This is a genomic window from Pseudomonas sp. CVAP#3 (assembly GCF_018986375.1).
Taxonomy (GTDB): domain Bacteria; phylum Pseudomonadota; class Gammaproteobacteria; order Pseudomonadales; family Pseudomonadaceae; genus Aquipseudomonas; species Aquipseudomonas helvetica.
In genome coordinates this window covers 73,477-85,597 of sequence record NZ_JAHMSC010000023.1, presented here as the reverse complement: position 1 = coordinate 85,597, position 12,121 = coordinate 73,477, and the positions used below count along the sequence as shown (strand labels likewise).

Here is a 12,121-nt window from a genome sequence, read left to right as displayed (position 1 = left end):
CTGCACGCCGCAAATTCCAAGATAGCCATAGATCCCCACCTTTAAAAATGTGGGGTTCATGGAGCGCTTACGATCGAACTGGCCGGCATGCTCAACGAGCTGTCACGCAGCATGGGCCAACCGGACTTCTACCCCTTCGTCCTGCCGCCTGCAGTCATCGCCAAGCTGCACTTCATTCATCTGGTGATCCAGCAGGAGGGCGGCCGGGCGGACGAGGTGCTTCAGGCGCAATAAAATCAAAATCGCAGCCTTTGGCGTTATGGTGACCACGTCGGTCCCCTGGTAACGATTATTTGTGAACCTAGTCAGGCCGGAAGGGAGCAGCCACCACGGGAACATTGTATGCCGGGTGTGGCTGCTGGGCCTGTCTTCCTAATGGCCCTACTTTCGTTCGTAAGGTATGCCAAATTTAAACTATCTCTCCTTGTTGTTTGATTTAGCGCCATCTGTTTGGATTAGATATCCCACCAGAAAGGTTATAGCGCAAATACAATCTCTGAGTCTCTGAGTTCACAGACTTCAGCCGTGTGTGATTTAACCGATATCTTAACGGTTCTGTTGGCGGTGTTATGATCAAACACGATTTTTGCCATGCTTTCCGAAAATCCGTCATTTATAAGCAGCGTTGATATGCCGTCAGGATAGAGAGAGTTTTTATTGTCGGTGAGAGCGTAACGTCCACCAGAAGATGCGAAGCCCTGCAGGATGCGGTTTTCTACCTTTACAAGTTTCTCAGAGATCATCTGATGAATAGTCGCTGCTGGGTTGTCTAATATTGAAAAGTACATGCTGGTATTGGTTGTGAACGAAAAATAGGTGCTATCTGGAACTACGACGGACATTTCTCCCTGGCTAGAGTGAGTGTTATTTACCTCTCCCCCTGCCGTCAGGTATTGGATGCTATGTTCTTCATGGAATTTTGTTGGATTTTCGTCGGGACGGTGTGCCAGGTTGTCGACTATAAGCGCAACACTTGTCATGATGCCCCAGCCCCATCTTGCTTCAATCGATGCCTGCGAACTCGTTGCGGTGTAAGTAACCTTGTCGCCATCTTTTTTTAGATTAAATACACCATTTGTTTCTGGATTGGTCATCTCTAATTTAGTCGAGCCTGAGATGTACGGGACTTTTAAATCGTACAGATTGGAGCGTAGTTCAGTCGTTGTAGTGGTGCTTATGCCACCTGGCCATGTGTCGATAAGTATCCAGTCTGGATTTGTAATGCTGGTCCGCGTGTATAGGTCTTGCGATAGCGAAAGCCTCTCCCAAGTCAATACTGAGAATGGGGTTTTGTTTGAAGCGACGATTGGTTCGTTTTTCATTTTGGTATCCTGCGTAAACTATAATTAGTTTTTTACAGAAGCTAGTGGCTATCTGTGGTACTAGAGTGGTTATGGCTAGATCTCATGTCTACTGTCATTTCTGACAGTCCCGATCAGCGGTAAAGAGGTGGGAGCTGATACTGAACAGATACTCGCTGTTCATCGTCGTCGCCCAGATCTGCGAAAAAAGGGCGTTCAGCTTCACGCTCAGCCGTTGGCAAGCCAAAACAGTGCTTCCACGCTGAGATATAGATGCTGGTTTTGAAGCGGCAGACGGCCTGGGGGGCAAGGCCGGCTTTTCACCCGGTTCAGCTTGAGTAAGCCTTGCGACCTTGCAGAAGCTTCGTCTGTGACGAAGATTTTGCATGTCCTTGAAGCAGCTCATATTTTTAATCTGCAACCAGCGGTTGTAACTTCGTCTCAGATAGGTACAATGGCGCGGCTCGCCATCAGGTGAGCGTCGTTATGGTGGCCCCATCGGTCCCCCCGCAACGATTACCCGTGAACCTGGTCAGATCCGGAAGGAAGCAGCCACAGCGGGAACATTGTGTGCCGGGGTGTGGCTGGTGGGGTCGCCACCTTAACGCCAGGCCTTCATTCGCAAGGCTTGTGATCCTCAAAAAAATCCAGAATTTTTATCTCATTGATCTTTCCTGATCGATGCCTCGTTTTGTCTGAAACAACCTCGCCGTCATTCCGAAAGCGCAAACACCCGCAGCCGATGCCCATCCGGATCGAGCGCCACAAAGGTGTAGCCGAAATCCAGTTCAATCGGCTCTTGGGCGATGCGCAGCCCTTGTGCGGTCCATGCGGCGTACAGTGTGTCGACCGCCTGTTCGTCGGCCACCGAGAATCCCAGCTCGCCGCCACCGCCCGCCGCTTCGGCAGCAGGTTCCACGGTGTGCCTGGACCACAGCCCAAGCTTTAGCCCCGAATCAAGAATGAACAGCGCGAAGGTCGGTTGCAGTTCAACCGGTGGTTTGTCGAGCAGGCGGCTATAGAAGTTGGCGCTGGTGGCGGGGCTGTCGACGTATAGCAGCAGGTAGTGTTGGGCGTTCATGGCGACTCCGATGTCGTTGGCGTTGATGGCTCAAGCCTAGACGGTCGGGCTGTCAGTTTCTGTCAGTAGTCGATAGCAAAAGAGCAGGCAGGTGTATTAATCCAATACACCTGCCTGCTCTTTTTTGTTTCTGGCTCTAAGGCTTGGACAAGGCCTGGTCTACCGCCGCGATCAGCTTTCCCAGATCCTTCGGGGTGGCTTTGTGTATGACACCGAACAAATACGCTCGCTGTTCGTCTTCGTCGCCAAGATCGGCAAAAAACGCTTTGAGCTTCACTCCCAGCACATCGGCAAGCATGAACAGGGCTTCCACGCTGGGGGTATAGGTGCCGGTTTCGAAGCGGCTGATGGTTTTGGGGTCAAAACCGGTTTTTTCACCGAGTTCAGCCTGAGTAAGCCCCGCCACCTTGCGATAGCGCCTTATGGCTGGACCCAAACTTGAAATTTGCATCGCTCAATTCCCATTTAGAATCAAGAACTTAACGATAGATTTTTGCATTAGACAACTGCATGATCCATCACCTTGCTTTGCAAAATGTGATGTATTTCGTAGAATCCCCGTTTCGTACAGGCATTTGGTGACCTGGCTTCATAAGTCCAGGCAATGTGAGACGGCCAGCATTGCGTTACCTCGCAGGGTGTGCAGAGACGCCGCCGACGACGCGAAATGCCGTTTCAATATTACCAGAGTCAGCGTTTCTGACGTGTTTGTACAAGGCCTCTGAGCCTAGTTGATAGTCGTCTGTTCCGGGGCCATCAAATGCTGTTCATGGAGTTTTAACGTGCATCTGAATTTGCCGGCCCGCTCTATTGCAAGGATGTTGCCCAGGCAGCATCACGCGCTGCGATCCTCTGCGCAGTGCCGCATCTTTCAAAACATCTCTTCCGGGCGTTGTGCGCTGGTCGAGCGGTACAACCGCTAGCCACAGTGAGCCGGACTCATGGATGAGAAGTACCGCAGGGCCGTAGATGCAGCCGCCATTTTTTCCGAGACAGACCTGGCGGGGCGCATTACTTACGTCAACGATTTGTTTTGCGCAGTGTCTGGCCACAGTCGCGAGGAGTTGCTGGGGGCTAACCACCGCATCCTCAACTCGGGTCTGCATCCAGACGATTTCTTCACCATGATGTGGCGCACCGTTGCCTTGGGCAAAGTCTGGAAAGGCGAAATCTGCAACCGTGCCAAGGACGGTAGCCTGTACTGGGTCGACAGCACCATGGTACCGATGCTGGATGAGTCGACCGGACGGGTCCATCGGTATCTGGCGATTTGCTTCGATATCAGTGAAAAGCGGCAGTTGCTGCACTCACTGCAATGGCGGGTCGGCCATGATGTCCTGACCGGGCTGCCCAACCGGGCGTATCTCTCCGATTTGCTCGAGCAGGCCCTGGATTATTCCCGCATCGAGAAGGTGCCGTTGGCGGTGTGCATGCTCGACCTCGACGGCTTCAAGGCGGTCAATGACGGCTATGGTCACGCCAGTGGCGACTTGTTGCTGGTCGAGGTGGCCAAGCGTCTGCGCACCATCGTTCGCGGCGAGGATGTGGTGGCGCGGCTGGCCGGGGACGAGTTCGTGCTGATCTTGCGGTTTGTGCGCGATATGCCGGAATTGCGCGCGGCGCTGCATCGCGTGCTTGAGGCGATCTCTGCGCCGTACTCGATTCTGGGCAAGGACATCAATGTGTTTGCCAGCATCGGTGTCACGTTGTTTCCGGTCGATAGCGAAGATGCGGAAACCCTGCTGCGCCATGCCGATCAGGCAATGTACGTGGCCAAGCAGAGCGGGCGTAACCGTTTCCACCTGTTTGATGTGGTGCGCGACCAAGAGGTCAAGGCCACTCACCAGACGGTTGCGCGGGTGCGTCAGGCCTTGCTCAACGATGAGCTGCGCCTGCATTTTCAGCCCAAGGTCAATATGCGCTGCGGTGCGGTGGTTGGTTTCGAGGCGCTGCTGCGCTGGGAGCACCCGCAGGATGGCCTGGTGCCGCCCAGGGAGTTTCTGCCGTTTGTCGAGGAGACGGACCTGATCGTCGATATTGGCGAGTGGGTGATGGAGCAGGTTCTGGCGCAGTTGTCGCGATGGCAAAAGAACGGTCAACGCTGGCCGGTCAGCGTCAATATCGCTGCCCGGCATTTTCAGCGGGCGGACTTTTTTGATCGGCTCAAGACCGTGCTTGCACGGCACGCCTGGGTCGCGCCCCAGTTGCTTGACCTGGAGATTGTCGAGTCGGTGGCGATCGAGAATATTCAGCACGTCAGCACCTGCCTGCAGGCCTGTCAGGCGCTGGGCGTGAGGTTTTCTCTGGGGGATTTTGGCACGGGTTATTCGTCGCTGAGTTACCTCAAGCGCCTGCACACGCAAACCATCAAGATCGATAAGTCATTTGTGCGCGACATACTGCATGATCGCGATGATCTGGCGTTGACCACCGCAGTAATTGGTCTTGCCCGGGCGTTTGGGCGAGAGGTGATCGCCGAGGGCCTGGAAAGCATCGAGCATGGCGAGTTGCTGTTGCGCCTGGGCTGCGAGGTGGCGCAGGGCTATTTCATTGCGCGGCCGATGCCGGCCAGCGAGGTGCCGGGCTGGGTCGAGGCCTTCGTCGCTCCGACCCGATGGCAGGCACTGGATCAGGCAGTCTGAGGCTTACTGATCGGCCAGGGTCGGTTCGTTGGTTCCGGTGTAGAGCCTGATGATGTCGTCGACTTCCCCGGACATTTTCATCTTGAGCAGCGTCTGCAGAATCAACTGGACCGGCAGTCTTGGGTCGTTACGCACGTAGCAGCCGACGTTTTGCTCCTGCAACACCGCGACTGCCCGCAATGGCCGGTCGGGCAACAGTTGCAGGTTGACCCAGTCCAGGGCCCATTGATTGCTGACAGCGTAGTGATTTCGGCCGGCCGCCAGCTTTCGTAGCACCTGTTCCTGATTGCGCGCATCGTCGCGTTTGAGTTGGCCGTTGTCGAAGAGTGGTTGCAGGGTTGGGTAGCTGTAGCCGAGTACGGTGCCGATCGCCTGCACAGGAAGGCTGGCAGGGATGACCGAGGCAGGAGAGCCTTGCGTGCTGACCAGCACGTCGCGTTGAAACCACAACGGAACGCTCCAGAGATAGTCTGCGGACTGATTTGGTAGCCAGGACTGCGCCGCGTAGCAGCGGATGTCGATTTCCCCGTGCTCCATGGCGCTCTGCACGCGTGCGCGGGCCAGCACGTGAAACTCGGCCGGCAGTCCCAGTTGTGTGGCCAGGCTGAGCATCACGTCGTACAGAATGCCCTGGGTCGGTCGGCCATGATCGATTTGCACCATGGGCATCGCCCAGCTGTCGGTGATCGCAAAGCGCAAGGGGGCAGGCGCACCAGTAGCGCTGACGCTGATCAACAGCAAAGCCCCCAAGGCTGAACGCATAAACTCTCCAGCAAAAAGACCGGCAGGAGCCGATTAAAACGGATCCAAATACCAGCTTAGCCAGATTAGCCGAGCACACCGGATGCAATTTTGGCCTTGCTCCGCTAGCATTACCCGCTTCCGCTTCCCAGTTGCGACGGTTTTCGATGAGTTATCAGGTTCTTGCACGTAAATGGCGTCCGCGCTCGTTCCGCGAAATGGTCGGCCAGACCCATGTGCTCAAGGCTCTGATCAATGCCTTGGACAGCCAGCGGCTGCACCACGCCTATCTTTTTACCGGTACCCGGGGTGTGGGCAAGACCACCATCGCGCGGATCATTGCCAAGTGTCTGAACTGTGAGACAGGTATCACGTCGACGCCATGTGGCGAGTGCTCGGTGTGCCGCGAAATCGATGAAGGGCGCTTTGTCGACCTGATCGAGATCGACGCCGCGAGCCGGACCAAGGTCGAGGACACCCGTGAGCTGCTCGATAACGTGCAGTACGCGCCGAGCCGTGGGCGCTTCAAGGTCTACCTGATCGACGAAGTGCACATGCTCTCCAGCCATTCCTTCAATGCGCTGTTGAAAACCCTCGAAGAGCCGCCGCCCTACGTCAAGTTCATCCTGGCGACCACCGATCCGCAGAAACTTCCTGCAACGATTCTGTCGCGGTGCCTGCAGTTCTCGCTGAAAAACATGACGCCGGAGCGTGTGGTCGAGCATTTGACCCATGTGCTGAGCGTCGAGAATGTGCCGTTCGAAGACGATGCGCTGTGGTTGTTGGGCCGTGCTGCCGACGGTTCGATGCGCGATGCCATGAGCCTCACCGACCAGGCCATTGCCTTCGGTGAAGGCAAGGTCATGGCGGCTGACGTGCGGGCGATGCTCGGCACGCTCGATCACGGTCAGGTCTACGATGTCCTGCACGCGCTGCTCGATGGTGACGCCAAGGCATTGCTCGAAGCGGTGCGGCATCTGGCCGAGCAGGGCCCGGACTGGAATGGCGTGCTGTCGGAAATTCTTAACGTGCTGCACCGCGTCGCGATTGCCCAGGCCTTGCCTGAAGGCGTCGATAACGGTCATGGCGACCGCGACCGGGTGTTGGCGCTGGCTCAGGCCTTGCCGGCCGAAGACGTGCAGTTCTATTACCAGATGGGCTTGATTGGTCGCCGCGATTTGCCGCTGGCGCCGGACCCGCGCGGCGGATTCGAAATGGTCTTGCTGCGAATGCTCGCGTTCCGCCCGGCAGACACTGCAGACGCGCCGAGGCAGCCGCTAAAGCCAGTGGGGATCAGCCAGGCCACAGTTGATTCCGCAAACTCAGTGGCTGGCGCACCGCGTGTTGCGCCGGTAATCGCGCCCGCACCCGTTGCCGTAGCGCCTGCCGCGGCGCCGGTTCAACCGGTTGCCGAGGTGGTTGCACCAGCGCCTGCACCTGAGTCTGCTGCTCCGGTGGTCGTGCCTGCGCCAGTGGTCGAGGTGCTGGCCGAGCCTGTGGCCATCGTCGAAGAAGTCGTCGATTTGCCCTGGAACGATCCGGTAGAGCCTGAGATCCAGCAACCGGCCGTCGAACCGGTGCTGGATACGACTGCCGAGCAGCCTGACCTGACGCCAATGCCGACGCCGACTCCGGACAGCGTTGTACCCGATGCGCCTGAGTGGGCGGCAGCGCCGGTTCCCGAGCCGTCGGTGGCTGACATCGACGCCGCCACGCCGGGAATGGACCTGGATGACGAGCCGCCGTTGGACGAGGACTACATCGAGCCGGACATGGATTCGGCCTATAGTTACCTCGATGAGCTGGCCAGTGAGCACGCCGCAGAACCTGCGCCGGCCCCCGAACCTGAACCGGCTGCGATGCCGGCCACAGGGTTGGCATTGCAATGGCTGGAGCTGTTCCCGAAATTGCCGATTTCCGGCATGACCGGCAGCATCGCCGCCAACTGCACGCTGATCGCTGTCGATGGCGACCACTGGTTGCTGCACCTGGACCCAGCCCACAGCGCGCTGTTCAACGCAACTCAACAACGCCGGCTGAACGATGCGCTGAACCAGTATCACCAGCGCACCCTGACGGTGAGCATCGAGCTGATCAAGCCTGAGCAGGAAACCCCGGCCCAGGCGGCTTCGCGTCGACGTGCCGACCGCCAGCGCGAGGCTGAGGACTCGATCCACGGTGATCCGTTCATCCAGCAAATGATGCAACAGTTCGGCGCGGTGATCCGTAACGATACTATTGAACCTGTCGAGGCTCTGGTCAGCCAGGGCTAATAACTGAAGGTGCTCGGCCCAGCGGGCCGGACGCTGTTTTGATCCAAGTACTTTTGAGGTGATTCCCATGATGAAAGGTGGCATGGCCGGCCTGATGAAGCAGGCGCAGCAGATGCAGGAAAAAATGGCCAAGATGCAGGAAGAGCTGGCCAACGCTGAAGTCACCGGTAAAGCCGGTGGCGATATGGTCACCGTGGTGATGACCGGTCGTCACGACGTCAAGCGCGTGACCATCGATCCAAGCCTGGTCGAAGGCCTGAGCGAAGACGACAAGGAGATGCTGGAGGCCGTGTTCGCTGCCGCCGTCAACGACGCCGTCCGCAAGATCGAAGCCAACAGCCAGGACAAAATGTCCGGCATGACCGCCGGCATGCAACTGCCGCCGGGCATGAAACTGCCATTCTGATTCGCTGACGCGTCGGATGGTCTACAAAAATGCCAGGCACTCAGCCTGGCATTTTTGTTTCTGTGACACACTGATCGTTCCCACGCTCTGCGTGGTAACGCTGCCCCCGGACGCTCCGCGTCCAGTCGTGGCAGGTGACGCAGAGCGTCACAAGATGCATTCCCACGCAGAGCATGGGAACGATCATGGGGGCAAACCCCTCGCCGCAGATGAGTATTTGACGCTGGTCAGAGGCGCGGGTATAAACCGCGTCTTGTTGATATGTCGGACGTTTCCCCCATGAGCTTCAGCCCTTTGATTCGCCAACTGATCGACGCCTTGCGCACCTTGCCCGGTGTCGGTCAGAAAACCGCCCAGCGCATGGCGTTGCAACTGCTCGAGCGTGATCGCAGCGGGGGCTCGCGGCTGGCGCTGGCCCTGAGCCAGGCCATGGAAGGGGTCGGCCATTGCCGACTGTGCCGCACACTGACCGAAGACGATCTGTGCCCGCAATGCGCGGACCCTCGCCGCGACGACACCTTACTGTGCGTGGTCGAAGGGCCGATGGATGTCTACGCCGTGGAGCAGACCGGGTTTCGCGGTCGCTACTTCGTGCTCAAGGGGCATTTGTCGCCACTTGACGGGCTGGGGCCGGAAGCCATCGGCATTCCGCAATTGCTGGCGCGGATCGAAGAGGCGGGTACGTTCACTGAAGTCATCCTGGCCACCAACCCGACGGTTGAAGGTGAAGCGACAGCGCACTACATCGCCCAGTTGCTCAGCAATAAAGGCCTGATTGCTTCGCGTATCGCCCATGGTGTGCCGTTGGGTGGCGAGCTTGAACTGGTGGATGGCGGGACATTGGCCCATTCGTTTGCCGGGCGTAAGCCGATCGTGTTGTAACTGTGGCGAGGGAGCTTGCTCCCGTTCGGCCGCGAAGCGGTCGTAATCCGGCAATCGCGTTACATCCGAATACTTGCGGTGGCTGATTTTAGGGTCGCTTCGCAACCCAGCGGGAGCAAGCTCCCTCGCCACAGCAAAGTTTCGGACATCTTGAAAACCAAGCAAGCGCTCGGTAAGTTCGCTGAACCTTCAGTGGAGCTCGCCGATGCCTGCCATTCAGGAATACTTCGACCCTGGCCATCAGTTGGTCCGCGACAGCGTACGACGTTTCGTTGAACGCGAGATTCTTCCGGACATCGATCAGTGGGAGGAGGCCGAGGGCTTTCCTCGTGAGCTTTACCTCAAGGCCGGTGCAGCGGGCATTCTCGGGATTGGCTATCCCGAAGCGCTGGGTGGCAGCCACGAAGGTGATCTGTTCGCCAAGATCGCCGCCACTGAAGAACTGATGCGCTGTGGTTCTGGCGGGCTGGTGGCGGGGCTGGGCTCGCTGGACATCGGCCTGCCACCCATCCTCAAATGGGCCAGGCCCGAGGTGCGCGAGCGAGTGGTGCCGCAAGTCCTTTGCGGCAAAAAAATCAGCGCGCTGGCGGTTACCGAGCCCAGCGGCGGCTCCGATGTGGCCAACCTGCAAACCCGCGCCGTGCGTGACGGGGATTACTACCGGGTCAGTGGCAGCAAAACCTTTATCACCAGCGGTGTTCGCGCGGATTTCCATACCGTCGCGGTGCGCACCGGTGAGCCGGGATTTGGCGGCATCAGCCTGCTGCTGATCGAGAAGGGCACGCCAGGATTCACTGTCGGTCGTCAGCTGAAAAAAATGGGCTGGTGGGCGTCGGATACCGCCGAGCTGTTTTTCGATGATTGCCGTGTGCCGGTGGGCAACCTGATCGGCGTCGAGAACATGGGCTTTGCCTGCATCATGGGCAACTTTCAAAACGAGCGCCTGGCGCTGGCATTGATGGCCAACATGACTGCGCAACTGGCGCTGGAAGAAAGCCTGAAATGGGCCCGGCAGCGCGAAGCGTTCGGCAAGCCGATTGGCAAGTTTCAGGTGCTCAAGCATCGCTTGGCGGAGATGGCCACGGTGCTGGAAGCCTCCCGGGAGTTCACCTATCGCCAGGCCGCAAAAATGGCGGCGGGGCAGAGCGTGATCAAGGAAATATCCATGGCCAAGAATGTTGCCGCCGACACTGCCGATCGCATCACCAGCGACGCGGTGCAGATTCTCGGTGGGTTGGGTTACATGCGTGAAAGCCTGGTGGAGCGGCTGTACCGCGACAGCCGGATCCTGTCCATTGGCGGCGGTACGCGGGAAGTGATGAACGAGATCATCAGCAAGCAGATGGGGCTCTAGTTGGCTGATCTTGGCTGATCTTGGCTGATCGTTCCCACGCAGAGCATGGGAACGATCGTGAAAGGCTTATCTTTCGCTAAGGGAAAACTGTGTCAGGCAGAACGTCGGGATGCCCATGTCTTCCAGGCGCTGGGAGCCGCCCAGTTCCGGCAGGTCGATAATTGCCGCGGCTTCGAAAACCCGCGCGCCCATGCGCCGAATCAGGTTGGCCGCAGCGATCAGCGTACCGCCAGTGGCGATCAGGTCATCGAAGATCAGCACCGAGTCGCCTTCGCAGAGGCTGTCGGCATGAACTTCAAGAAAAGCTTCGCCGTACTCGGTCTGATACCCCTCGGACAGTACGTCAGCCGGTAGCTTGCCTTGCTTGCGAAACAGCACCAGTGGCTTGTTCAACTGATAGGCGAGGATCGAGCCGATCAGGAAGCCGCGCGCATCCATAGCGCCGATGTGCGTGAAGTCAGCCTCGACATAGCGGTGCGCAAAGCTGTCCATCACCAAGCGCAGGGCCTTCGGGGACTGGAACAGCGGGGTGATGTCGCGAAAGATCACGCCCGGCTTTGGAAAATCGATCACGGGGCGGATCAGGGATTTGATGTCGAAGGAGTCGATGACCATCGTCGAGGTGTCCTGGCAGGCTACAAACGGCGAAGTATAACTGCGGCCGGGCGGGTTCGCTCAGCCGCAATCGCAACGTCAGCCTTCGACCGAGCCACCGGCCAGTGCACACAGCTGGATCGGGTCGAGGATGTGCACTTCCTTGCCTTCGGCGGCAATCAGCTCGTTCTGCTGGAAGCGCGTGAACACCCGGGACACTGTTTCCACGGCGAGGCCTAGATAGTTACCGATTTCGTTGCGCGACATGCTCAGGCGGAACTGGTTGGCAGAGAATCCACGTGCGCGGAAACGCGCCGACAGGTTGACCAGGAACGTGGCAATGCGCTCGTCAGCGGTTTTCTTCGAGAGCAGCAGCATCATCTGCTGATCGTCACGAATTTCTCGGCTCATCACGCGCATCAATTGGCGGCGCAACTGTGGCAGTTGCAGGGCCAGTTCATCGAGACGCTCGAAAGGAATTTCGCACACCGAGGTGGTTTCCAGTGCCTGGGCCGAAACCGGGTGGCTCTCGGTGTCCATGCCCGACAAGCCGACCAGTTCACTCGGCAGGTGGAAGCCGGTGATCTGTTCTTCGCCTCCATCGCTCAGGCTGAAGGTTTTCAACGCGCCGGAGCGTACTGCATAAACGGAATCGAACTGGTCGCTCTGGCGGAACAGGAACTCGCCTTTTTTCAGCGGGCGACCACGTTTGACGATCTCGTCCAGCGCATCCATGTCTTCCAGATTCAGAGAAAGTGGCAGGCAGAGAGGGGCCAGGCTGCAATCCTTGCAATGTGCCTGGCTATGAGCGCGCAGTTTAACTGGCTCGGACATTTCTTAGATCCTT

At 58.0% G+C, this 12,121-nt stretch carries 11 protein-coding genes, 2 other RNA genes and 1 pseudogene; 8 read left to right on the top strand and 6 right to left on the bottom strand.

The window, feature by feature from the left end; all coding sequences use genetic code 11:
• Nucleotides 1-72 precede the first annotated feature (72 nt).
• Both KRR23_RS26470 and ffs (KRR23_RS26465) read left to right on the top strand, forming a co-directional pair.
• A pseudogene (locus KRR23_RS26470) lies at nt 73-234 on the top strand (putative zinc-binding metallopeptidase); the annotation flags it as partial.
• 35 nt (nt 235-269) lie between these two features.
• Nucleotides 270-364: signal recognition particle sRNA small type (ffs, locus tag KRR23_RS26465), an RNA gene on the top strand.
• A gap of 112 nt (nt 365-476) precedes the next feature.
• Here the strand turns inward: ffs (KRR23_RS26465) and KRR23_RS26460 are convergent.
• On the bottom strand, nt 477-1,322 hold the full coding sequence (locus KRR23_RS26460) for a hypothetical protein (RefSeq protein WP_216744839.1): 846 nt from the start codon (nt 1,320-1,322) through the stop codon (nt 477-479).
• A gap of 475 nt (nt 1,323-1,797) precedes the next feature.
• On the opposite strand from KRR23_RS26460, the gene ffs (KRR23_RS26455) reads away from it, so the two are divergent.
• Nucleotides 1,798-1,894: signal recognition particle sRNA small type (ffs, locus tag KRR23_RS26455), an RNA gene on the top strand.
• 119 nt (nt 1,895-2,013) lie between these two features.
• Here the strand turns inward: ffs (KRR23_RS26455) and KRR23_RS26450 are convergent.
• Nucleotides 2,014-2,382 carry a VOC family protein gene (locus KRR23_RS26450; RefSeq protein WP_216744838.1) on the bottom strand — a complete coding sequence of 123 codons (369 nt, stop codon included), beginning with the start codon at nt 2,380-2,382 and terminating at the stop codon, nt 2,014-2,016.
• A 136-nt stretch (nt 2,383-2,518) separates the two neighbouring features.
• The gene (locus tag KRR23_RS26445; protein WP_054593225.1) at nt 2,519-2,833 is read right to left on the bottom strand and encodes a helix-turn-helix domain-containing protein; all 315 of its coding nucleotides are present in this window, start codon (nt 2,831-2,833) and stop codon (nt 2,519-2,521) included.
• A gap of 490 nt (nt 2,834-3,323) precedes the next feature.
• Between KRR23_RS26445 and KRR23_RS26440 the strand changes: the two genes are divergently transcribed.
• On the top strand, nt 3,324-5,024 hold the full coding sequence (locus tag KRR23_RS26440; RefSeq protein ID WP_216744837.1) for a bifunctional diguanylate cyclase/phosphodiesterase: 1,701 nt from the start codon (nt 3,324-3,326) through the stop codon (nt 5,022-5,024).
• Between the two features lie 3 nt (nt 5,025-5,027).
• Here the strand turns inward: KRR23_RS26440 and KRR23_RS26435 are convergent, their stop codons facing one another.
• On the bottom strand, nt 5,028-5,786 hold the full coding sequence (locus KRR23_RS26435) for an ABC transporter substrate-binding protein (RefSeq protein ID WP_216744836.1): 759 nt from the start codon (nt 5,784-5,786) through the stop codon (nt 5,028-5,030).
• 146 nt (nt 5,787-5,932) lie between these two features.
• Here KRR23_RS26435 and dnaX point away from each other — a divergent pair, with 146 nt between their 5' ends.
• The 4 genes from dnaX (at nt 5,933) to KRR23_RS26415 (ending at nt 10,680) form a co-directional block, all read left to right on the top strand.
• Complete coding sequence (dnaX, locus tag KRR23_RS26430; RefSeq protein ID WP_216744835.1) at nt 5,933-8,038, top strand: DNA polymerase III subunit gamma/tau; 2,106 nt, start codon at nt 5,933-5,935, stop codon at nt 8,036-8,038.
• 67 nt (nt 8,039-8,105) lie between these two features.
• Nucleotides 8,106-8,444, top strand: a complete 339-nt coding sequence (locus KRR23_RS26425) for a YbaB/EbfC family nucleoid-associated protein (protein WP_008028561.1) — start codon at nt 8,106-8,108, stop codon at nt 8,442-8,444.
• 279 nt (nt 8,445-8,723) lie between these two features.
• Entirely contained in the window at nt 8,724-9,326 is a 603-nt protein-coding gene (recR, locus tag KRR23_RS26420; RefSeq protein ID WP_054593221.1) for a recombination mediator RecR, read from the top strand.
• Nucleotides 9,327-9,531: 205 nt separating this feature from the next.
• Nucleotides 9,532-10,680: an acyl-CoA dehydrogenase family protein gene (locus KRR23_RS26415; RefSeq protein ID WP_216744834.1), complete on the top strand. Its 1,149-nt coding sequence runs from the start codon at nt 9,532-9,534 to the stop codon at nt 10,678-10,680.
• Nucleotides 10,681-10,746: 66 nt separating this feature from the next.
• On the opposite strand, the gene KRR23_RS26410 is transcribed toward KRR23_RS26415, so the two are convergent.
• Nucleotides 10,747-11,295, bottom strand: coding sequence for an adenine phosphoribosyltransferase (locus KRR23_RS26410; RefSeq protein WP_123584613.1), 549 nt, complete (start codon nt 11,293-11,295; stop codon nt 10,747-10,749).
• Between the two features lie 78 nt (nt 11,296-11,373).
• Complete coding sequence (gene fnr, locus KRR23_RS26405; RefSeq protein WP_216744833.1) at nt 11,374-12,108, bottom strand: fumarate/nitrate reduction transcriptional regulator Fnr; 735 nt, start codon at nt 12,106-12,108, stop codon at nt 11,374-11,376.
• Between the last annotated feature and the right edge of the window lie 13 nt (nt 12,109-12,121).

What these genes read in the sequence shown, in the direction of transcription:
- KRR23_RS26435 (WP_216744836.1), bottom strand. Translation starts at nt 5,786, where the DNA reads ATGCGTTCAGCCTTGGGGGCTTTGCTGTTGATCAGCGTCAGCGCTACT.
- KRR23_RS26445 (WP_054593225.1), bottom strand. Translation starts at nt 2,833, where the DNA reads ATGCAAATTTCAAGTTTGGGTCCAGCCATAAGGCGCTATCGCAAGGTG.
- KRR23_RS26460 (WP_216744839.1), bottom strand. Translation starts at nt 1,322, where the DNA reads ATGAAAAACGAACCAATCGTCGCTTCAAACAAAACCCCATTCTCAGTA.
- KRR23_RS26415 (WP_216744834.1), top strand. Translation starts at nt 9,532, where the DNA reads ATGCCTGCCATTCAGGAATACTTCGACCCTGGCCATCAGTTGGTCCGC.
- dnaX (WP_216744835.1), top strand. Translation starts at nt 5,933, where the DNA reads ATGAGTTATCAGGTTCTTGCACGTAAATGGCGTCCGCGCTCGTTCCGC.
- KRR23_RS26450 (WP_216744838.1), bottom strand. Translation starts at nt 2,382, where the DNA reads ATGAACGCCCAACACTACCTGCTGCTATACGTCGACAGCCCCGCCACC.
- KRR23_RS26410 (WP_123584613.1), bottom strand. Translation starts at nt 11,295, where the DNA reads ATGGTCATCGACTCCTTCGACATCAAATCCCTGATCCGCCCCGTGATC.
- fnr (WP_216744833.1), bottom strand. Translation starts at nt 12,108, where the DNA reads ATGTCCGAGCCAGTTAAACTGCGCGCTCATAGCCAGGCACATTGCAAG.
- KRR23_RS26440 (WP_216744837.1), top strand. Translation starts at nt 3,324, where the DNA reads ATGGATGAGAAGTACCGCAGGGCCGTAGATGCAGCCGCCATTTTTTCC.
- recR (WP_054593221.1), top strand. Translation starts at nt 8,724, where the DNA reads ATGAGCTTCAGCCCTTTGATTCGCCAACTGATCGACGCCTTGCGCACC.
- KRR23_RS26425 (WP_008028561.1), top strand. Translation starts at nt 8,106, where the DNA reads ATGATGAAAGGTGGCATGGCCGGCCTGATGAAGCAGGCGCAGCAGATG.